Source organism: Thalassobaculum sp. (assembly GCF_040219215.1).
Taxonomy (GTDB): Bacteria; Pseudomonadota; Alphaproteobacteria; order Thalassobaculales; family Thalassobaculaceae; genus Thalassobaculum_A.
Window position 1 is genome coordinate 232,836 of record NZ_JAVJSX010000032.1, and the last position, 20,992, is coordinate 253,827.

At 64.9% G+C, this 20,992-nt stretch carries 21 protein-coding genes; 9 read left to right on the plus strand and 12 right to left on the minus strand.

All coding sequences use genetic code 11. The features are described 5' to 3' along the window. Window positions 1-52: 52 nt before the first annotated feature. The gene (locus RIC54_RS21795; protein ID WP_350088604.1) at window positions 53-523 is read right to left on the minus strand and encodes an RT0821/Lpp0805 family surface protein; all 471 of its coding nucleotides are present in this window, start codon (window positions 521-523) and stop codon (window positions 53-55) included. Window positions 524-820: 297 nt separating this feature from the next. Between RIC54_RS21795 and pdxH the strand changes: the two genes are divergently transcribed. From pdxH to RIC54_RS21830, 7 genes are all read left to right on the plus strand, one after another. Next, a complete protein-coding gene (gene pdxH / locus RIC54_RS21800; protein ID WP_350088601.1) occupies window positions 821-1,417 on the plus strand; it encodes a pyridoxamine 5'-phosphate oxidase in 597 nt (198 codons plus the stop codon). Window positions 1,418-1,421: 4 nt separating this feature from the next. Next, window positions 1,422-2,378, plus strand: a complete 957-nt coding sequence (locus RIC54_RS21805) for a cation diffusion facilitator family transporter (protein WP_350151405.1) — start codon at window positions 1,422-1,424, stop codon at window positions 2,376-2,378. Window positions 2,379-2,388: 10 nt separating this feature from the next. After that, window positions 2,389-3,948, plus strand: coding sequence for a bifunctional aminoglycoside phosphotransferase/ATP-binding protein (locus RIC54_RS21810; RefSeq protein WP_350088596.1), 1,560 nt, complete (start codon window positions 2,389-2,391; stop codon window positions 3,946-3,948). Window positions 3,949-4,034: 86 nt separating this feature from the next. Then, window positions 4,035-4,883, plus strand: a complete 849-nt coding sequence (locus RIC54_RS21815) for a universal stress protein (protein ID WP_350088593.1) — start codon at window positions 4,035-4,037, stop codon at window positions 4,881-4,883. A 21-nt stretch (window positions 4,884-4,904) separates the two neighbouring features. Continuing rightward, window positions 4,905-5,273, plus strand: coding sequence for a hypothetical protein (locus tag RIC54_RS21820; protein WP_350088590.1), 369 nt, complete (start codon window positions 4,905-4,907; stop codon window positions 5,271-5,273). 60 nt (window positions 5,274-5,333) lie between these two features. Beyond that, a complete protein-coding gene (locus RIC54_RS21825; protein ID WP_350088587.1) occupies window positions 5,334-6,074 on the plus strand; it encodes an SDR family NAD(P)-dependent oxidoreductase in 741 nt (246 codons plus the stop codon). Between the two features lie 10 nt (window positions 6,075-6,084). After that, the gene (locus RIC54_RS21830) at window positions 6,085-6,837 is read left to right on the plus strand and encodes a glutamine amidotransferase-related protein (RefSeq protein WP_350088584.1); all 753 of its coding nucleotides are present in this window, start codon (window positions 6,085-6,087) and stop codon (window positions 6,835-6,837) included. On the opposite strand, the gene RIC54_RS21835 is transcribed toward RIC54_RS21830, so the two are convergent. From RIC54_RS21835 to RIC54_RS21860, 6 genes are all read right to left on the minus strand, one after another. Continuing rightward, window positions 6,806-7,708: an NHL repeat-containing protein gene (locus RIC54_RS21835; RefSeq protein ID WP_350088581.1), complete on the minus strand. Its 903-nt coding sequence runs from the start codon at window positions 7,706-7,708 to the stop codon at window positions 6,806-6,808. The two genes, RIC54_RS21830 and RIC54_RS21835, sit on opposite strands and share 32 nt — an antisense overlap. Window positions 7,709-7,722: 14 nt before the next feature. Further along, window positions 7,723-8,259 carry a hypothetical protein gene (locus tag RIC54_RS21840; RefSeq protein WP_350088578.1) on the minus strand — a complete coding sequence of 179 codons (537 nt, stop codon included), beginning with the start codon at window positions 8,257-8,259 and terminating at the stop codon, window positions 7,723-7,725. Window positions 8,260-8,342: 83 nt separating this feature from the next. Further along, complete coding sequence (locus RIC54_RS21845; RefSeq protein WP_350088575.1) at window positions 8,343-9,206, minus strand: ABC transporter permease; 864 nt, start codon at window positions 9,204-9,206, stop codon at window positions 8,343-8,345. 9 nt (window positions 9,207-9,215) lie between these two features. Next, on the minus strand, window positions 9,216-10,481 hold the full coding sequence (locus tag RIC54_RS21850) for an ABC transporter permease (protein ID WP_350151407.1): 1,266 nt from the start codon (window positions 10,479-10,481) through the stop codon (window positions 9,216-9,218). A gap of 101 nt (window positions 10,482-10,582) precedes the next feature. Beyond that, on the minus strand, window positions 10,583-11,653 hold the full coding sequence (locus tag RIC54_RS21855) for an ABC transporter substrate-binding protein (protein WP_350088569.1): 1,071 nt from the start codon (window positions 11,651-11,653) through the stop codon (window positions 10,583-10,585). Window positions 11,654-11,797: 144 nt separating this feature from the next. Continuing rightward, complete coding sequence (locus RIC54_RS21860) at window positions 11,798-12,886, minus strand: ABC transporter ATP-binding protein (protein WP_350090629.1); 1,089 nt, start codon at window positions 12,884-12,886, stop codon at window positions 11,798-11,800. Window positions 12,887-13,176: 290 nt separating this feature from the next. Here RIC54_RS21860 and RIC54_RS21865 point away from each other — a divergent pair, with 290 nt between their 5' ends. Together RIC54_RS21865 and RIC54_RS21870 are read left to right on the plus strand one after the other, a co-directional pair. Next, complete coding sequence (locus RIC54_RS21865) at window positions 13,177-15,618, plus strand: GcvT family protein (protein ID WP_350088566.1); 2,442 nt, start codon at window positions 13,177-13,179, stop codon at window positions 15,616-15,618. Window positions 15,619-15,739: 121 nt separating this feature from the next. Beyond that, window positions 15,740-16,495 (plus strand): TylF/MycF/NovP-related O-methyltransferase, encoded by a 756-nt coding sequence (locus RIC54_RS21870; protein WP_350088563.1) that lies wholly within the window; start codon window positions 15,740-15,742, stop codon window positions 16,493-16,495. Between the two features lie 2 nt (window positions 16,496-16,497). Here the strand turns inward: RIC54_RS21870 and RIC54_RS21875 are convergent, their stop codons facing one another. From RIC54_RS21875 to bluB, 5 genes are all read right to left on the minus strand, one after another. Then, window positions 16,498-17,223: an HAD family hydrolase gene (locus tag RIC54_RS21875; RefSeq protein WP_350088560.1), complete on the minus strand. Its 726-nt coding sequence runs from the start codon at window positions 17,221-17,223 to the stop codon at window positions 16,498-16,500. Next, window positions 17,220-18,275 (minus strand): choline ABC transporter ATP-binding protein, encoded by a 1,056-nt coding sequence (gene choV, locus RIC54_RS21880; protein ID WP_350088557.1) that lies wholly within the window; start codon window positions 18,273-18,275, stop codon window positions 17,220-17,222. Before choV ends, RIC54_RS21875 begins: the two co-directional genes overlap by 4 nt. A 2-nt stretch (window positions 18,276-18,277) precedes the next feature. Further along, window positions 18,278-19,144 (minus strand): choline ABC transporter permease subunit, encoded by an 867-nt coding sequence (gene choW, locus RIC54_RS21885; RefSeq protein ID WP_350088554.1) that lies wholly within the window; start codon window positions 19,142-19,144, stop codon window positions 18,278-18,280. A 74-nt stretch (window positions 19,145-19,218) separates the two neighbouring features. Beyond that, window positions 19,219-20,160 (minus strand): choline ABC transporter substrate-binding protein, encoded by a 942-nt coding sequence (locus RIC54_RS21890; protein ID WP_350088551.1) that lies wholly within the window; start codon window positions 20,158-20,160, stop codon window positions 19,219-19,221. Window positions 20,161-20,238: 78 nt separating this feature from the next. Then, the gene (gene bluB, locus RIC54_RS21895; RefSeq protein ID WP_350088548.1) at window positions 20,239-20,889 is read right to left on the minus strand and encodes a 5,6-dimethylbenzimidazole synthase; all 651 of its coding nucleotides are present in this window, start codon (window positions 20,887-20,889) and stop codon (window positions 20,239-20,241) included. Window positions 20,890-20,992 lie beyond the last annotated feature (103 nt).

Genomic DNA, 20,992 nt, shown 5'->3' on the forward strand with positions numbered 1-20,992 from the left:
GAGCGGCGGTCCACAGAGGCGGATGCCGCACCGAGGGTGCCTCGGTGTCTGTTCAGTTCACAACTTGCCAGGTTCCGTCCGGCTGTCGACATGCGGTTCCATACGCCTCCTCGCTACGGCCACCGATGTTAACCGTTTGCGAGAATTCCCGACAATACTGACCGCTGCTGTTCTGATAGGTGCTGGTGGGCGTGACCGTGCCGTAGTGGCCGGAGTCCGGATTGCGCCAGGTCGAGCTGGTTCCCACCGGCGCCGTCTCCAGAGTGGATTGCGTGGTACGAGCCATCGCCAACTGATCGGCCTTGTCCAACGACGAGCCGACCTCGCTGCCGATCAACGCGCCCAGCAAAGTACCTGCAGCGACAGCGGCCAGTTTTCCAGTGCCTTGGCCGAACTGCGCGCCCGCCACGGCGCCGCCGACACCACCGAGCAGCGCTCCGCCGGTCTGCTTCGGGCCTGGTCCGGTACCGCTGCACGCGGCCAAGCTGACGGCCAGTACCGCCACGACAGCCAATTTCTGCATCATAGCCCTCCAGTTCTTTCCATTAGACGCATCTCAATGCGAGCGCGTCCCACCTCCCGAAGACCGGCAGTCAACGTGGTCAACTGGCGCCGATCATCGTAGGGCCCCGTCGTATTCCGACGCATATTGACCTGCATCACAGATCAAACGCGTCAGCCTGAGTATTCCGTCGCAACGTCTCGGACCCTCAATCGGTTCCCTCCTTGCCGAATGGCATGGCACACGTTAGTGGGCTCGTTGAATATGGCTGGGACAGGGCAACATTCCAACGGGCGGCCGTATCGGAGGACAGGAACTATGTTCGAGCCAGACACCGACGATCCGTTCGAACTGTTCCAGCGCTGGTTCGCCGACGCCGAAGCTTCGGAGCCCAACGATCCGAACGCCATGACCCTTGCCACGGCCGGGTCCGACGGCCGACCGTCGGCGCGGGTGGTGTTGTTGAAGGATGTGGACGAGCGGGGGTTCGCGTTCTTCACCAACACCGAAAGCCAGAAGGGTTCCCAGCTTGGGGTCAACCCGTTCGCGGCGCTTTGTTTCCATTGGAAGTCGCTGCGTCGGCAAGTGCGCGTCGAAGGACCGGTGGCAAGCGTCAGTGAGGCGGAAGCCGATGCCTACTACGCGAGCCGACAGCGTGGCAGTCGGATCGGTGCATGGGCGTCCCAACAGTCCCGGCCGTTGGCGGATCGGCCGACCCTTCTGGCGGCCGTCGCGCGGTTTGAAGCCGAGTACGAGGGCCGGGATGTGCCGCGTCCGTCGTACTGGTCCGGATACCGCGTCACACCGCTGCGCATCGAGTTCTGGCACGATGGCGAGTTCCGGCTGCACGACCGCTTCGTATTCTCCCGGGGGAGCGACGGGCTGCCTTGGACGGTCCAACGGCTGTTCCCCTGACGTGATGGGGGACGCAACAGCGCTCGACCCGATCGGCCAAGCGCCCCAAGTCGCTCGCCTGACCCGGCGTGCGGCCGTGGCTGCGTCAGCAGTGGCGGCAGTACTTGTGGTCGCAAAGACCGGAGCATGGTGGACCACCGACTCGGTGGCGATGCTATCGAGCCTGGTCGACTCGCTGCTCGATGCCGGCATGTCGCTGGTGACGCTGCTGGCGGTCCATAAGGCGGCCAAGCCGGCGGATCGCGAGCATCGATGGGGACACGGCAAGGCCGAGTCGGTTGCCGCTCTCAGCCAGGCCGCTTTCATCGGCGGCTCGGCGGCCCTGGTTCTGGTTGAATGCGCGCGCCGCCTGATCGACCCGGCGCCGATCCGGCATGAGTGGGTCGGCATCCTGACCACGGTCTTTGCAATTCTTCTGAGCCTCGCGCTGGTCGCCATGCAGAGCTACGTGATCCGGCGGACGAGGTCGACGGCGATCACGGCCGACCGGGCTCACTACAGCGCCGACCTGGTGGTCAACGCGGGCGTCATCGGGTCCCTGTTGATTGCAGGACTTGGCGGATGGACCTGGGTCGATCCGGTGATTGCCGGCGTGATAGCTGCCTGGATGGGGCGGAGCGCCTGGCGGATTGGCCGCGAAGCGGTGGATCTGCTCATGGACCGGGAACTGCCCGATGACGAACGCAACCGGATCCGCCGGATCGCTCTGGAACACCCGGACGTCAAGGCGGTTCGCGACCTGAGAACCCGACGCTCGGGTACCGACACCTTCGTGCAGATGATCCTGGTGGTGGACGGGGCGCTGTCGGTCAATCAGGCGCACCGCATCGTCGATACCGTCGAGGCAGCGGTGTGCGCGGCCTATCCGAGCGTCGAGGTGCTGATCCACGAAGAACCGGAGCAACTTCCAGAGGAACGGTCGACCGCCCGTCGGCCGGGGAGCCGGCATGGCGACGTCTAACAGAGGTTCAATGGGGACCGGACGCCTGGAGCGTCTGGTGAACTTCCTTGGCGATCCTGGCACGCACGGGGTCGGTGCCTCGGAAATCTCTGATTCCATCGAAACCCACGGTGCGATCATCATCCTGGTTGGAGACCGGGCCTATAAGATCAAGAAGCCAGTGGCGCTGCCCTACATGGACCTGTCCACGGTGGCACGCCGGCGCCGGATCTGCCGACGCGAGGTGGACATCAACAGGCGCACTGCGCCGGACATCTATCTCGGCGTCGGGGAAGTGGTCGTCGGGCGCGACGGACAGTGGCGGTTGGTCGAGCCGGACACCAAGCGTGCCGGAGGAGAGCGCCTGGTGGAGCCGGTGGTTGTGATGCGCCGGTTCGACGACGGGCTTTTGTTCGATCGGCTGGCCGAGCGCGAAGCGTTGACCGATCGGGATCTGGACGCGCTGGCGGTGACGATCGCAGAAGCTCAGGACGATGCACCGAAACGCCGGCGGCGCTCGGGCGCTTCACGGGTCGCCGATGTCCTTGAGATCAACAAATCGGGCCTGGAATCCGGAGTGCCCGAGGTGTTCGAACCAACGCCCGTGAGTGATCTGGTCGAACGGACGGAGGCGGCGGCGTCCCAACTGCAACCACGGCTCGATGCGCGTGCGCGCCGTGGCTTCGTGCGGCGCTGCCACGGTGACCTGCATTTGCGAAACGTTTTCCGGGGTGAAGAGGGTCAGCCGGTGCTGTTCGACGCGCTGGAGTTCGATGAAGATCTGGCGACCGTCGATGTCGCCTACGATCTGGCGTTCATGCTGATGGATCTTCGGCACCGCGGGCTCGCAACAGAAGCCAACAGGGTCTGGAACGGCTGGATTTCAGCCACCGGCGACGATGAGGCGGCGACGGTGATGCCCTTGTTCCTGTCGATGCGGGCAGCCGTGCGCGCCCACGTGGGTGCAACGGCGGCCATCCAGCGCAACCTCGACGCGGGGAAAGCCAACGAGGCACGCCGCTATCTCGAACAGGCGCGGCAGGCGCTTGATCCCGCTTCACCCGTGGTCGTTGCGATCGGGGGCATCTCCGGAACCGGCAAGACCACCCTGGCGCGCGCGGTGGCTCCCCAACTGGGCGGGCCACCGGGCGCTGTTGTTTTGCGTTCCGACGTGATCCGGAAGCATCAGTTCGGCGTGGCCGAGACCGAACGTCTACCCAAGGCAGCCTACGAGCCGGCCGTCAGCGGCAAAGTCTTTGCCGAGATCCACCGCCGAGCCCGCCGCCTTGCGGAGTTCGGCTCGGCGGTCATTGCCGATGCGGTTTATGGGCGAACCGAGGATCGGCGGGCGATTGCAGGGGCCGCCGGGCGTGCCGGCACCCGGTTCCTGGGAGTCTGGCTTGAACTCTCGGAGGATGAAGCCCGATCGCGCGTGGCCAAGCGCAAAGGCGATGCGTCCGACGCAACCGGTGACGTGGTCGCCAAGCAGGCGGACACCATCGTTGCACCGCGAAACTGGCTGGTCCTGGATGCTGGGCGCCCCATCCCGGATCTTGCCGCCCAGGTTGTCGAGGCCGCGCGAAGCCTTTGATCTGGCTCAATGTCGGAACTGCGCAATAGCTCCAAGAGTTGACGGCACAGGGCGCGCTGCCCACGTCGAACAATGGAGGTTCTGCGATGAAACGGCTTCTGGTTCCGTTGCTGGGAGATGCTGGCGACCGGGCGGCCTTGGACCTGGGCACCGCTATTGCGCGGCGTAGCGGTGGACACATCGAGGCTGTGCTTTTCCTGCGCGATCCGAACGACATGATTCCTCTGGTGGGTGACGGCTTCAATGCCGGAATGGTCGACAGTATCGTTGAGGCCGGCCAGGCCCAGTCGGAGGAGCGCGAGGCCGCGGCGCGCGCGACGTTTGCCGGATGGCAGGAGGCTGCGGCCCCCTCGCTGGAGCCGGGTCCCGGCCGGCTGTCGGCCTCGTTCACATCGGTAACCGGACCACTTCCGAACGGGATTGCACGGCTGGCGCGGACCGCCGACATGACGATCCTTGCGCGCACCGAGCCGGAGGATGGGCAGGAACGCGGCGGATTGATCGAGACCGCCTTGTTTGAAGGCGGCCGTCCCGTCGTGCTGGCAGGTCCCCTCGGCGGGGGTGAGGTTGGACGCCGCATCGTGATTGCCTGGAACGGATCGGCAGAGGCGGCCCGCGCGGTATCAATGTCGATGCCGATGCTGCAGGCCGCAGACAGCGTGAAGGTCATCGTTGTCGACGACGGCGACGCGCCGGAGGCACCCGACGAACTGGTGCGGACGCTGTCGTTGTGGGGCATCGCCGCGACCGGCGCGACGGTCGCGGTTTCCAAGGAAGGAATCTCGGCGACGCTGGAGGCGGAAGCCCGGCATACGGATGCCGACCTGATCGTGCTTGGGGCCTACAGCCACAGCCGCATCCGGGAATTCGTGATGGGTGGCGTGACCGACGACGCCCTGCGTGATGCATCGCTGGCGGTGCTGCTCGCGCGATGAGAGAGGCAGGGGAGGATCAGAATGCCGATGCGTAGTATCCGGCTCGAACTGGCGCGGAACCCGGAATTTCCGGAGGGCAGCTCGTCGCGTGGCTATGAATTCAAGGCCCCGTTGACCGACGACGGAACCTTGGACCATGAGGCATGGAAGACGGTCAAGGACGCCTGCACCGTCCGTCGCTTCTGGAACGGCGAGCCGGACGAGAACGGACTGCTGATCCATACCCGCGGCAAGCGATGGATGTTTCGCTACGACCATCCAGGAGTGGTTGACGATCACGATGATCCGATCTTTCGGTTTGACCGGCATCATTTCGTGGAAGGCGAGTATGTCTCGATCACCGAGCATGACGAGGAGCAGCGGACGTTTCGCGTCGTGAGCGTGCGGTAGCGCCGGGACCCCGTCTGCGGACCCTTTCACCGCCACGCCGCCTCGGCTATCGTCCGCGCCATGTCCGACGACGACAAGCTCCTCCTTCTCACCGGCGCCAGCCGGGGTATCGGCCACTCCACGGTGGCGTTCTTCCTCCATCGGGGCTGGCGCGTGCTGACGTGTTCGCGCGACTCTCCGCCGCCGGAGTGCAAGATGGACCCGGCGCGCGCGCATCATATTGCCGCTGATCTTGGTGACCCGGCCAGTCTCGACCGGTTCGTCGCGGAAGCCAACGAGTGGCTCGACGGGCGGCCGCTGCACGCGCTTGTCAACAATGCCGGGTGGTCGCCCAAAACCCCCTACAAGGAGCGGCTCGGTTGCCTGAACGGAGACCTGGACGCCTGGCGGCAGGTGTTCGAGTTGAACTTCTTCGCGCCCCTGAAGCTGGCGCGCGGATTCGGCCAGGCCCTGCATCGCGGCCGCGGAGCGATCGTCAACATCACCTCGATTGCCGGGCATGCCATCCATCCGTTCGCAGGCTCGGCGTATTCCACGTCGAAGGCCGCACTGTCGGCGTTGACCCGGGAGATGGCGAACGAGTTCGCCGAGCTGGATGTCCGCGTGAACGCGGTGGCGCCGGGTGAGATCGAGACCGCCATGCTGTCGCCCGAGACCGAAGTGCTGATTCCGCGCATCCCGCTGCACCGGTTGGGACAGCCCAAGGACGTGGCGGCGACGATCTATTATCTGTGTTCCGAGGACAGCGGCTACGTGACGGGGACCGAGATCTTCGTCACCGGCGGCCAGCACCTGCTGTGAGGAGGTCGTTATGCGAGTGTGCGTGATGGTGTGCGGCCGGGTGGCGGAACCGCTGGCCGATGTGATGCCGAGCTATCTGCAGAGCTTCAAGGCTTTGCTGTCGCCGCACCTGCCTGAGGCGGTGTTCGTATCGTCCTCGACGATCGACGGCGAGTTTCCGGCCTCGGTGGACGATCACGACGTCTACATTTTCACCGGCAGTCCGCACGGGGTTTACGAGGATCTGCCCTGGATCCGCGCCGCCGAAGCGTTCGTCCGAGACGCGGTCAAGGCGCAGAAAGTGATCGTCGGCGGATGCTTCGGCCATCAACTGGTTGCGCAGGCGCTCGGCGGTGAAGTCCGAAAGTCCGAGCGGGGCTGGGGAATGGGCGTGCATTCCCATGCGCTGACGGCGCGCGAACCGTGGATGGTTGGCGGTCCCGACGCCCTGAACGTGCTGGTCAGCCACCAGGATCAGGTGGTCCGGGCGCCGGAGGGCGCGGTGGTGTTGGCCGCCAGCGAGTTCTGCCCGAACGCGATGCTGCGGATCGGAGACCGGGTGATCACGATGCAGGGGCATCCGGAAATGAACGTGCCGACCGTCAACCGGCTGCTCGACATGCGCAGGGACCGGGTTGGCGAGTCGGTCTACGCCGACGGCAAGGCGTCGCTCGAGACCCCGCTGGACCACAACGCGATGGCGCAGTGGCTGGCGGGTTTCATTCGCGCGGCGCTCAACGGCGAAGCCGCGGTCAGCGCAGCCGCGAAGGCTGGAGCCGCATAACCAGGGGATAGAACGCCGGCCAGTTCAGGTACTTCCCGGCGCCGGCTTCTGAGACCGTCCACATCCGGCCGGCGGCGTCCGTACCCAGGTCCTCGGCGCCGACGGGGGCGTCGAACTCCGCCAGCACGTCCCCGGTTGTGGGATCCAGACGGTAGAGCTTGCCGAACTGGCTGGACGAGGCCGACACCCAGAGTGTTCCGTCCGCTGCGACGGTAGCGCCTTGTGAGCGGACGGGCGTTGGAACCTCGCGCTCGATGGCGTCGCCCGCCAGGCCGGTTGCCGGGTCGGCGGCGTCGACGGACGCAAGGCTGACAAACCGCAAGGACGCCCCGGCCGATCGCTTGTATTCGCCGATCCACAGGCCCTTCTCGGTTCCGGCGGCGAAGGAACCACGGATCGGAAACCGCAACGAGGTGGACTTCACGACGCTCTGATCGTGTCGTGCGGGGTTGAACAGGGCGTCGGGGTCAAGCTCGATGAGCGCCCAGGTGTCGGTGACGAACAGCCGGCCACCGGCGACCGCCATCCCGCCGCCGTGGCTGCATGCCGTCGGCACATCGGCGGAACCGGTGTGGGCTCCGGTTTCCGCGTCGAACCGGTGGACCCGGCAATCCTGCGGCCCGGCCCGGCCTTCGTTGTAGGTCGACACCAACACGTGCTTGCCGTTCAGCACGGTCAGTCCTTGCGGTACCTCACCCTGGTCGAGACCGGGAACCCAGATCCGAAGGTCGACCGCGTCGGCATTCGGGGGAATGGAGAGAGCGCGGTCGGCGGCGTATGCCGGCGGCGTGCCAAGTGGGGCGTCGGCCAGAGCCGGGTTTGACGCCCAGAACAGCGCAGCAACGGCGGCTGCTACAGGTACAACGCGCATCGTGAGATCCGTCGTCAGGAAGTCATCAAACCCTGGCACCAGGCGATACGCTGGTCCACCTGGTCGATCTCCAAGTCCAGCCAATCAGGCAGCAGGCCCGCCGGGCGCCCGGTGCGGGCGCGCAGGTCTTCAAGCCGGGACTTCTCGCCGGCGTACATCATTTCGAGCGCCGCGATCTGCTCGGCTCGATCCTCGCCGGACAGGAGGTCGATGAACCGCAGCTTGAGTGCCAGGACCAACTTGTTCAGGTCTGACACGCCCGGCCGGATCGTCGAGGTAAGGTAATCGTCCAGGGCGGTCCGCCCCTCGACGGTCAGCCGGAGGGTTGCGTTGTCTTCCATCCCCCGGCCGCTGGTCGGCTCGATGAGGCCTTCGAAACGCAGAAGCTCGATCGAGGTGCCGAGCAGGTCCAGGGAAGGCCCGACGATGCGCGACGCGAACTCCCGGACCTCGCGCGCGAGGTCGCCATAGGGTCGCTCCCGCTCCGCGAGCAGGCCTAGCGCTGCAAGGCGGATCGCCTCTTTCGGCACGAGGGAATTGTCACGATACATATCGACCTCCGGGCGTAGCACCCACCGTCAAGGTGATAGCTCGCCTCGGGTTTGTCCAGAGCGGCTGCGACGGAACGCGATGGTCAGTAGGTGACCCCACGCAACCGCTCATTGCGCCGCCGCAGCATCTCGATGGTGGCAAGCAGGATCGTGGACAGGCAGATCAGCAGGGTCGCCACCGCCAGGATGGTCGGGCTGATCTGCTCCCGGATGCCGGCCCACATCTGCCGCGGAATGGTCCGCTGCTCGAAGCCGGCCATGAAAAGCACCACCACCACCTCGTCGAATGAAGTGACGAAGGCGAACAGCCCGCCGGAGATCACGCCCGGCAGGATCAGCGGCATGATCACCCGGAAGAATGTCGTCACCGAGTCGGCGCCGAGGCTGTTCGACGCGCGGATCAGGTTCTTGTCGAACCCAACCAACGTGGCGGTGACGGTGATCACCACGAACGGCGTGCCGAGCGCGGCATGGGCGAGGATCACTCCGGTATAGGTCTGGGTCAGCGCGAAACCGGTGCCGAACGGTGCCGAGTAGAAGAAGAACATCGCAGCGGCCGAGATGATCAGCGGCACGATCATCGGCGAGATCAGCACGGCCATGATCAGGCGCTTGGCCGGCAGTTCCGAGCGCGATAGGCCCAGGGCGGCCAGCGTCCCGAATGTCGTGGCGACGATCGTGGAGGCGATCCCGATCAGGAAGCTGTTCTTGATCGAATGGAGCCACTGGTCGTTGTTGATGATGTCCGCATACCAGCGCAGCGAGTAGCCCTTGGGGTCGAAACGCAGCATCTCCGGCGTGAAAGTGAAATAGGGCTCGGCGTTGAACGACAGCGGGATCACGACCAGGATCGGTGCGATCAGGAACATGAAGATCGCGGCACAGATGAACCGGTAGAGATAGTACCAGGTTCGTTCCACCGGTCCTGCGTAGCTGGGTAGCGCCATCGTCCCCTCTCAACCGAGCTTCATGTTGTCGACGCCGACGATGCGGTCGCACAGCCAGTACAGCGCAAGGACGCCTGCCAGCAGGATCGCGCCAAGCGCCGCCGCGAGCCCCCAGTTCAGCGACTTCTGCATGTGGTAGGCGATGAAGTTGGAGATCAACTGCCCATCCTGGCCACCGACCAGGGCCGGGGTGATGTAGTAGCCGATTGCCAGAATGAACACGAGGATCGAGCCGGCGCCAACACCGGGGACGGTCTGGGGCATGTAGACGCGAACAAACGCGATCATCGGATTGGCGCCCAGCGAACGCGCTGCGCGCAGGTAGTTCGGCGAGATTGTCTTCATCACCGAGTACAACGGCAGCACCATGAACGGCATCAGGATGTGCGTCATCGCGATGATCGTGCCGGTCATGTTGTAGATCATCTCGATCCGGTGATCGGTGTGGACGACGCCGAGCCAGACCAACGTGTCGTTCATCACGCCGTTGGTCTGCAGCAGGACGATCCACGACGTCGTGCGCACCAGCAACGAGGTCCAGAACGGCAACAGCACGAGAATGAGCAGCAGATTGCCTTTGCTCGCCGGCAACGTGGCGAGGAGGTAGGCGATCGGGTACGAGAGAATCAGACAGGCGATCGTGACGCCGAGCGAGACATAGATCGTCTTGATGAACAGGTGGACATAGATCTGCTTCCACTCCGGCTGCATGACGATGTTGCCGTTTTCGTCATAGGTCCGGTCCAGCGCATTCAGGTAGTAGCTGAAGGTTGTGCTGGGAGCGGTGAGTTGAATGGTCTTCCAGATCGCAGTCTTGCCCCAATCGGCATCGATGGCGATCATGCCTTCTTTGTAGGGACCGCTGGTCAGCTTGTCGGCTCGCCGCTGGGACTTGTTGAGGAGCGAACGAAACCCGCTGTCCTCGTAGTTCAGTCGGGCGCCCATGCGTCCGATCTCGCTGCGCTTGCTCTTGTCGGACAGTTCCTTTGCCAGAGCGGCAAAAACCGGCTCCGGCGGCAAGCCGGTCCCGTCCCAGTCCTTCAGAAGCGCCACCGTTTCGGGAATAGCGGCCTGGACCTCGGGGTTGTCGACACTGCGGGCCAGCATGTCGACGATCGGGATGATGAAGCTGACGAGAACGAACGCCAGCAGCGGAGCCACCAGGATGAACGCGCGGATCTTGTTGCGGCGGGTTGCACGCGCCAGGGCCTGCTTGAGCGGCGTGCCGTCAGCGGTCGTCAGGATCCGATCGGCGGTCTCGGTCATCTGCGCCATGGACTGCTTCTCGGCTCCGGATTTTCGTCAAATGAACGAACGAACAGGCACTTGGGAGAATGGAAAGGCGGAGCGATCACTCGCTCCGCCTTCGTTGTCTGTCAGCTGGCGAGCCAAGCGTTGAAACGCTCGTTCAGCTCGTCGCTGTAATCAGCCCAGAACTCGAAGTCGTTCTGAAGCGGGTTCTTGAAGTTTGCCGGTGCAGTCGGCATGTGCGGCTGTACTGCAGTCGGGATCTTCGGGAACGACGACCGGCGAACCGGGCCGTAGGAGATCCACTTGGACTGGTCGGCAAGGCGCTGGGTGTCGGTCGAGAACTTGATGAACTCCCACGCGCGATCCTTGTTCTTCGCACCCTTCGGGATTGCCCAAAGGTCGATGTCCCACACCTGGCCGTCCCAGACGATCTCAAACGGCTTCTTCTCGTTGACGATCGCGTTGAACAGGCGGCCGTTGTAGGCCGTGGTCATGACCACTTCACCGTCGGCCAGGAGCTGCGGCGGCTGGGCGCCGGCTTCCCACCAGATGGTGTCATTCTTGATCGTCGCCAGCTTCTTGAACGCCCGCTCGACGCCCTTGGAAGTCGCCAGCTCGGCATAGACCTTATCGGCGGGGACGCCGTCTGCCATCAGCGCGAACTCAAGGTTGGCCTTCGGGGTCTTGCGCATGCCGCGCTTGCCCGGGAACTTCTTGAGGTCGAAGAAATCGGCAATGGTCTTCGGCCCATCCTTGAACTTGGTGGTGTCATAGGCATAGACGGTCGACCAGACGATGGTACCCACCGAGCACTCATTGACGGTTCCCTGGATGAAGTCCTGGTCGGCCGGCGTGCCGTCGTCGCCCTTGGGCAGGTCAGCGGCGTTCAGGGGTTCCAGGATGCCCTCGTCGCAGCCGCGAACGGCGTCCGACAGCTCCATGTCGACCACGTCCCAGGTCACATTGTTGGCTTCGACCTGTGCCCGAACCTCGGCGAGGCCGCCGTTGTAATCTTCGGAGTTGATCGTGTCCTTGGTCTTGGCGATCCAGGGCTTGTGGTACGCTTCGATCTGGCTCTTCGTGTAGGCGCCGCCCCAGGACACGATCGTCAGCGTGTCGGCCGACGCAGCCCCGGCGAGGCCGAAAGCCGCCATGCCGACGGCTGCGACTCCCGCGCTCTTCAGCAGATGTTTCATTATGTGCAGTCTCCCTGATCTGTGCCGGCGTCTCCGGCAAATTTCCTCGTCTGCCGTTCCCACTATCTCTCGGGAATTCAACGGCTCCGAGGCCTTCGGCTGGTCGCGCCAAGCTCAATGCGGGCACGACCGGCGGTTGCTGCGTCAGGCGTCGAGCGCCCGGCAATCTTCCATGGACCACCCGACCCGGACATTCGTGCCCTTGGCCAAGCTCAAGTGCCCATGGGCATTCGGAACTTTGACGATGAACTCGTCATCGCCGCAGGTACTGACCCGCGCGCGGATATGGTCGCCGAGATAAATCAGCTCCCGAACAACCGCATCGAACACGTTCGGCAACGATCCATTTTCAGGATTGAGCGTCACGCGCTCCGGCCGGAGCGACAGCGTCGTTTTTGATCCACGGCCGTCGTGATTGATGCTCAGCGCCTTGATCGTGTGCCCGTCGACGACGACGGTGCACTGCTCTCCATCGTCTTCCTCGACGATGCCGAGAAGCCGGTTGTTCTCGCCGATGAACTGCGCGACGAACGCGTTCTCCGGTTTCTCGTAAAGGTCTGCCGGTGGGGCCAACTGCTGGATCCGGCCATCATTGAACACCGCGATCCGGTCCGACATCGTCAGCGCTTCGGACTGATCGTGGGTGACGTAGACCACGGTCATGCCAAGCTTTTCGTGGATGTGCTTGATCTCGTACTGCATCTGCTCGCGCAGGTTCTTGTCGAGCGCGCCGAGAGGCTCGTCCATCAGCACGAGATCGGGTTCGAAGACCAGCGCCCGGGCCAGGGCAACACGCTGCTGCTGGCCACCGGACAGTTGTCCCGGACGACGGTTTCCGAACGCCGACAATTCGACCATGTCGAGCGCCCGTTCCACCTTCGCCACCGTGTCGGACTTCGACAGCTTGCGAACCTCAAGCGGAAACGCGAGGTTCTCGGCCACGGTCATGTGCGGGAACAGAGCGTAGTTCTGAAAGACCATTCCGATGCCGCGCTTGTGGGGCGGCACGTTGTTGAGCTCGCGGTTGCCGAGCATGATCCGACCCTCGGTCGGCGTCTCGAACCCGGCGAGCATCATAAGGCAGGTTGTCTTGCCGGACCCGGAAGGACCCAGCATCGTGACGAACTCACCTTCTGCAATATCGAGATTAAGGTCCTTAACGACGAGAATCTCTCCGTCGTAGGTCTTCTGGACCTCGGAAAATTGAACGAACGGCGCCGCTTGGTCCGCCATGCTCCCCCATTTGTCCCTGTCTGTCGGTGGCTCCGCGCTCCCTACGCTGGCCACCCTCGTTTGATCGGGCATTTGCCCAACCACGATTTTGCCGAAGCGTAGAGCAAGCATGGCGCCGCTGTAAACCCGGCGTTTTGCGGCGCACAAAAAGTGCTGCAGCGCCAATGTGTTCGCTTTGCGCTAAATGCGACACGCTGCCGTCGCCTGTCGGCACGGCTCGCTCGGGGTTTTCGTCACTCTGTCCTCCTGCGCGGTCGACGGTCGCAGGACGTCTGTGTCGGGGGATGGATATGAAGGATACGGCTCGGGTCGTGGTGATCGGTGGCGGCGTGGTCGGCGTCAGCACGCTCTACCATCTCGCCAAGCGCGGCTGGTCGGACGTTGTGCTGCTGGAGCGCACCGAGTTGACGGCAGGCTCAACCTGGCACGCCGCCGGTCTCTTGCCGTTGTTCAACATGAGCTACTCGGTTGGCCAACTGCATCAGTACTCGGTCGAGTTGTATAAGAAACTTGAGGCCGAAACCGGGCAGGCGGTCGGCTTTCACCCTACGGGCAACCTGCGGCTCGCCACCAACCGCGACCGTATGGACGAGTACCGCAACTACCAGTGCACCGCGGAAACCATCGGCGTCGAGTGCCACCTGATCGGCATCGATGAGATCAAGTCGCTGTGGCCGCTGATCAACCCGGAAGGACTGGTCGGCGCGCTCTGGCATCCGACCGACGGGCACATCGCGCCGGTCGACGTCACGATGGCCCTCGCGAAGGGTGCGCGCGCAAACGGCGGCACGATCTACCAGCAAACCCAGGTCGACGGGATCGAACGGGATGGCAACGAGTGGTTGGTGAAGACCAGCAAAGGCACGATCCGCTGCGAGCACGTCGTGTGTGCGACCGGCAACTACGCCCGGCAGACCGCCCGGATGGTTGGTTTGCAGATCCCGGTGATCCCGGTCGAGCACCAGTACATCGTCACCGACGTCGATCCGGTGCTGAAGGCGTACCGAGAGTCCGGGGCCAAGGAACTGCCGATCCTGCGGGAGTCGGACTCCCAGTACTATTTCCGCGAAGAGCGGATGGGTTGGATCCTCGGTCCGTACGAACGGGGAGCGCCGGCGTGCTTCGTCGACGGCGTGCCTCCGACCTTTGAGAAGGACCTGTTCCCCGGCGCGCTCGAGCGGCTGATGCCGCACGTCGAAGGCTGCATCAACCGGGTGCCGTCGTTCGAGAACGCCGGGATCAAGGACATCGTCAACGGGCCGATCTCCTACGCGCCGGACGGCAACCCGATGGTCGGTCCGGCTTTCGGACTGCCCAACTTCTGGCTGTCGGAGGCGCACAGCTTCGGCGTCACGGCAGCCGGTGGTGCCGGCTGGCAGTTGGCCAACTGGATGGTCGATGGCGAGCCGTCGGTCGACATGATCGGCGTCGACCCGCGGCGCTTCGGCGTGACCTCCAAGCATTTCGCCAGGATCAAGAACGAGGAAGCGTACGAGCACGTCTTCGTCAATCACTTCCCGATGGAGGAGCGTCCCGCCGGCCGGCCGGCCAAGACCCCGCCGATCTACGACCGCCTCGACAAGGCCGGGGCGGTGTGGGGCCACCGGTTCGGCTGGGAGCGGCCGAACTGGTTCGCACCGGCGGGTGTCGAGCGCAGGGACGTCTACTCGTTCCGACGATCCAACTGGTTTGCGCACGTCGGCAACGAAGTGCACACCATGCGCGAGCGTGTCGGGCTCCTGGAACTGTCCTCGTTCGCCAAGTACGAGGTCGAAGGGTCGGGCGCACGTGCCTGGCTCGATCGTATGGTGGCCAACGCCATTCCCAAAAGTGTCGGCCGGATGAGCCTTGCCCACGCGCTCAACCCGTCGGGGTCAGTGCGCTCGGAATTCACCATCACCCGGATGGCCGACGGGCTGTACGGCGAGCGGTTCTATCTGGTGGGACCGGGCGCCGGTCACGACTACGACCTCGATTTCCTGCAGAAGACCCTGCCGCGCGACGGCTCGGTGTTCCTGAAGGATGTCACCACCCAGTACGGCGTGCTGGTCCTGGCCGGTCCGGACGCCCGCCGGGTGTTGGAGAAGCTGGCGGACGCCGACATTTCGAACGCGGCGTTTCCGTGGCTGACCATGCAGGACATCCCCGTCGGCTATTGCCCGAGCGTGCGGGCGCTGCGGGTCAACTTCGTCGGCTCGCTCGGCTGGGAACTGCATCACCCGATCGAGTATCAGGTCCACCTGTATGAGGCGCTGATGGCGGCCGGAGCCGAATTCAATATCGGGCTGGTCGGGATGCGGGCGATGGATTCGATGCGGCTGGAGAAGAGCTACCGTCTGTGGGGCACCGACCTGAACGCCGAGAACTCGCTGCTCGAGGCTGGGCTGAACCGGTTCGTGCGCCTGAACAAGGGCGAGTTCACCGGGCGCGACGCGCTGGTCCGGCAGCAGGCGGACGGCGTACCGAACACCTACTGCACGATCGAGATCGACGCCGACGATGCCGACAGTTTCGGCAACGAGCCGGTGTTCATGAACGGTCAGGTTGTGGGCCGCGGCACCGCCGGCGGCTACGCCCACTTCGTGAAGAAGTCGCTCATGCTGGGCTATGTAAAGACCGAGCATGCCGAGGTCGGCCGGGAATGCCAGGTCCGCCTGATGGGAGAGTTGCGGCCCGCCCGCATCATTGCGGAGAGCCCTTATGACCCGGAGAATGCAGCGTTGAGGGCGTGAGAACCAAGGGTGTGGCGGTCGGACTGCGAAGCGGTGGTTGTATGACTGTCCGGCCGGTGCGACAACGGCGGCGCTCTCGCGGCGGCGAGGGCGTGCACCGCAAGGGATGTCGCGCCGATCGATGCTTGAGCCTGGCTCCAACACCGACGAACTGAACGCCGAACTGGATCGGCGGTATGGGTCTCTCATCGTTGCGGGACGGCCGTATCTCGAGGTGTTCCGGGAGTGCATGGCGGTGTCCGGTACGACGGTCGCCCCGGACAAGGTGCTCGACCGGGTAGAACGGGGCCATCGACTTGCCGTGGCGCTCGACGGGGTGTTGTCGACGGGCGCCGATGGCATCGCCGAAGCCGGTGTCTGGCGCGGGTTCAGTGCTCGCCTGATGGCCATCCTGGTCGCGCACCGTCGCCCCGGATGGCAGGGCGAGGGCTTGGTCCTGATCGACAGTTTCGAAGGCTTGAGCGCTCCGCGTATCGAGGATGCATCGCCTTCCCCGGACGGCTGGGTGGTTGCGCGTCACACCACCAATTTTGCCAGCGGCGAGGACGTTGTCCGGCAGACCTTGTCAGACTTTCCCAATGCGGCAATTCACGCCGGCTGGATCCCGCCGGTGCTGGATACCCTGGCCGAGCGAACCTACTGCTTCGTCCATCTGGACACCGACCTGTTCGAACCGACCGCTGCCTGTCTGGCGTACTTTTCGTCACGAATGACGCCGGGAGGGTGCATCGTGGACGACGACTACGGCTCCGACCTGTTCCCCGGTGTCCGGCGCGCGTGGGACCGGTTTGCGCGGGCTGCGCCAGGACGGTTCGAGGTGCTTGAGAGTGGGCAGTGCCTTTGGACCGCTGCGGGCGGACCGGGGGCACGGGGGTAGCGTCAGGCGGGCGCGGGCTGGAGCAGTCCCGGCAGTGCGTGGATATCGTCGAGAACCACATCCGCCAGCGGTGACAGCACGGCTGCCGTTGAGGTTCCGGTGAGCACGCCTACGACCCGGCCGCATCCGGCGGCTCTGCCGGCGGACAGATCTGCGGGCGAATCGCCGATCATGACGACTTCCCCCGGGGCCATTCCCATGCTCGTGCAGAAGGCCAGGATCATGCCGGGTCCAGGCTTGGCGCCATGGCCAGAATCGTAGCCGGCGACGAAGTCGACCCGGTCGGTCAGTCCCAGTTGCCTGATCGTGGAATGGGCGGCCTGCTCGGTGTCGTTGGTCGCAACACCCAGCCGCAATCCCCGATCGATGAAGTGATCGAACAGCGCTGGAAGGTCGCCGACCGGTGCCAGCAGCTCCAGCACCCGGCGCTCCCAGAACCCGTCGAGCCACGGGATCAGCCGGTCAAGCGTCGGCAACTCCGGGCTGATGGCCCGCCAGCGGGCGGCCAGCACGTCGGTGGTTCCGGAGGCGAGGTCGCTGCCGGCCAGGACACGGCCGGTCGCACCGTCGTAGCCGGTTGCTTCAAGCCAGGCCGCCGCCATCTCGGGCTGTCCGATCTGCTCGGCCAGGGCCTCGGCACTCTCCACGAACACCGGTGTCCAGGTCCGGTCGAAATGGATCAGCGTGCCGTCCTTGTCGAACACGATGCCGCGGATCGGTGCGCTCACAGGGCGTCACCGCTGCGCCGGCGCAGCAGGCCATCGTAGATCTCGGGTTCGCCGATCATGCCCAGCACAGTGCCCGATCCGTCCAGGACCGGAAAGATCCCGCCGCGTTCGCGTGCCAGCGCCACCAACTCACGCATGGGGGTGTCCGGCCCGACCGCACGGTCACGGTCGACGTCTTCACCCGTGCGGACCGAACGCATCAGCGAGACGGCGCACAGCACGTTCAGCGGGTTCACGTTGCCCACGAAGGCACGGACGTAGTCGTTGGCCGGCTGGGTGACGATTTCCTCCGGTCGGCCGTACTGGACGATTCGTCCGCCCTCCATGATCGCGATGTGGGTGCCGATCTTCAGCGCCTCGTCGAGATCGTGACTGACGAACACGATAGTCTTCTTCAGCGAACGCTGAAGCTCGAGCAGTTCCTCCTGGAGATGCTCTCGGATCAGCGGATCGAGGGCGGAGAACGGCTCGTCCATCAGCAGAATGTCGGCGTCGGTGGCGAGCGCCCGGGCCAGACCGACCCGCTGCTGCATGCCGCCGGACAGTTCGTGCGGGTGCTTGTCGGCCCATTGGTCCAGTCGGACCAGGGCCAGCTTCTCGTCGACGAGCCGGTCGCGCTCGGTCCGAGACAGGCCGCGCAGCTCAAGCCCCAGGCCGACATTCTCGCGGATCGTGCGCCAGGGCATCAGCGCGAACTGCTGGAACACCATGGCGATGCGATCGGTGCGCAGCCGGCGCAGGGTGGCGGCGTCGCAACTCGCCACGTCGACCGTGCCGCCACCGTCGGCGATCAGGACCTTCCCCCGGCTCACGGTGTTGAGCCCGTTCACGCAGCGCAGCAGCGACGACTTGCCTGATCCCGACAAGCCCATCAGCACGCAGATCTCGCCCTCATCGATGCACAGAGTGGCGTCGCGCACGCCGACCACGGCGCCGGTTTCCTCCAGTACCCGGCTGCGGTCGGCGCCCTGGTCGATCAGTTCGAGCGCCGCCTTCCGGCCGGCCGTGTTGCCGAACACCACGTCGACATGCTCGAAGGTGATGGCATCCATGATCAGTGCCCGCCGCCGGAGCCAGGGCGTTCCGACTGGCGCATGATCCGGTCCATCAGGATGGCGACGATCACGATGGCGAGGCCGGCCTCGAATCCCTGGGCGATATTGACGGTATTGAGCGCACGCACCACCGGTTTGCCCAAACCGTTGGCGCCGACCAAGGCGGCGATCACCACCATCGACAGCGACAGCATGATGCATTGGGTCACACCGGCCATGATGGTCGGCATGGCGTGCGGCAACTCCACCTTGAGCAGCAACTGCCAGCGGGTGGCGCCGAACGCTTCGCCGGCCTCGATCAGCGGCTTCGGCACATTGCGCACGCCAAGCTCGGTGAGCCGAATGGGGGCGGGGACCGCGAACACCACGGTAGAGATCAGCCCCGGGACCACACCGAGCCCGAACAGCATCAGGGTCGGGATCAGGTATACGAAGGTTGGGATGGTCTGCATCAGGTCAAGGATCGGCCGGATGCCCGAATAGAACCAGCGGTTGTGGGCCGCGTAGATGCCGATCGGGACGCCGATCAGGACGCACACCAGGGTGGCAGACAGCACAAGCGCCAGGGTCTCGGTGGTGGCTTCCCAGTACCCGAGGTTCAGGATCAGCAGCAGCCCGGCAACCACCAGCGCCACCAGCCCGATCGAGCGGTGCAGCCACCAGGCGAGGCCGGCGACCAGTGCGATCAGGACGACCGGCGGCACCGCCGCCAGCAGCCAGATGACTCCCTCGATCGCCCAGCCCAGCCCGTCGGAGAACGCGCGGAACTGGGCGTAGAAGTTGTCGGTCAGCCACTCGACGAAGGTCTTCACACCGCGTCCAAGGCCCAGCTTGTTGTCTTCTATGAACGCCGAGATTGGATCCATGCCGGTCGCCCCCCTTCAGTCGGCGATCCGGAACCGCGCGATGCAGTATCGGCCGGTTCCGGTCACCGCGTCTCTCAGAGGCCGAGCTTCGCTGACACGGCCTTCTTGGCATCCTCGCCCTTGAAAGTGGTCACGCCGTCCAGCCACGACATCGCCAGGTCAGGGTGCGCCTTCAGATACTTCGCGGCGGCCTTCTCGGGCTGCATGCCATCGTCGAGGATGGAGCCCATGACGGCGTTCTCCATCTCAAGCGTGAACTTCAGGTTGGTGATCAGTTTGCCGAGGTTCGGGCACTCCTTGGTCAGGCCGGCCCGGACGTTGGTGTAGACCGTGGCACCGCCGTAGTCTGGCCCGAAAAAGTCGTCGCCGCCGGCGAGGTAGGTCAGGTCGAAGTTGGCGTTCATCGGATGCGGCGCCCAGCCCAGGAACACGATCCATTCCTTGCCGCGCGCGGCACGGGCCACTTGGCTCAGCATGCCCTGCTCGGATGATTCAACGACCTCCCACCCCTTCAGGCCGAAGGCGTCCTTGTCGATCATGTCCTGGATCAGGCGGTTGCCGTCATTGCCCGGCTCGATCCCGTACAGCTTGCCGTCGAACTTCGCCTTGTTGGGTGCAAGATCGGCGAAACTCTTCACGCCTGCTGCGGCAACGTAGCTTGGTACGGCCAGGGTGTATTTGGCCCCTTCGAGGTTGGCGGTCAGGCTCACCACCGAGCCGTCATCGGTGTACGGCTTCAGGTCGGCGGCCATCGACGGCATCCAGTTGCCGAGGAAGACGTCGACATCCTTGTTCTTCAGGCTGGCGTAGGTCACCGGCACCGACAGTATCTGGGTCTTCGGCTCGTAGCCGAGGGCGTCCAGGACTACCGACGCGGCCGCGGTCGTGGCGGTGATGTCGGTCCAGCCGACATCGGAGAACGTCACCTTCTGGCAGGAAGCCGGATCGGCCGCGAGTGCCGGTGCGGTTGTCAGAACAACGGCCGTCATGGCCGCGACGCCAAGCGAGCTGCGCATGGTTGAAGCCCCCATATTTCGTTTTGGTTGTCCACCAGCATGCAAATTGACGCCGGAAAGGCAAGGCGGGCTGTTCCGTCAGCGCCGCAGCAGGTCGCGTCCGCGCCCGGTCCGGGACTGCCATCCGGCGCGTTCCAGTTCCGGATCGGCGTGCTCTTCTTCCGGCCATCCCAGGCACAGATAGGCGGTGAAGCGCCACCCGGCGGGGACGCGGAGATCGGCGCAGAGCCGGTCTGGATCGAGGATCGAGACCCACCCAACGCCGATGCCGAGCGTCCGCGCGGCCAGCCACAGCGTGTGGATGGCCATCACGGTCGAGTGTTCGAGCGTCTGCGGCATTGTGCGACGGCCGAGCCCGTGGCCCTGTTCGGTCTCGCTGTCGGTGAAGACGGCGAGGTGGACCGGCGCCCGGTCCAGGCCGGCGAGTTTCAAGGATGCGTACAGGTGGCGGCGCTCCTGTGTCTGGTCGGCGAGCGCCTCGGCGTTGGCCCGCTCGAAGTTGGCGCGGACCCGGCGCCGGGCTTCGGGCGTCCCGACCGAGACGAACCGCCAGGGTTGGCTGTTGCCGACCGAAGGAGCGAGATCGGCCAGATCCAGCAGCCGGTCGAGCGATGCCGGTTCAATCGGGTCGCTGCGGAACCGGCGGACATCGCGGCGCCACCGCAGCAGCGCTTCGAAGCCGTCTCGGAACCCGGTGTCAAATTCGGGTGGACTATCGGTGTCGGTCACGCCGGTCTGCCGTTCCCAGGTTTCGGGGCACCACACTGCCTCCATCCTGGACGATCGCAAACCGTCGAGCTTTCCCCCAGGCGCCGCGAACGGTAGAACGGGC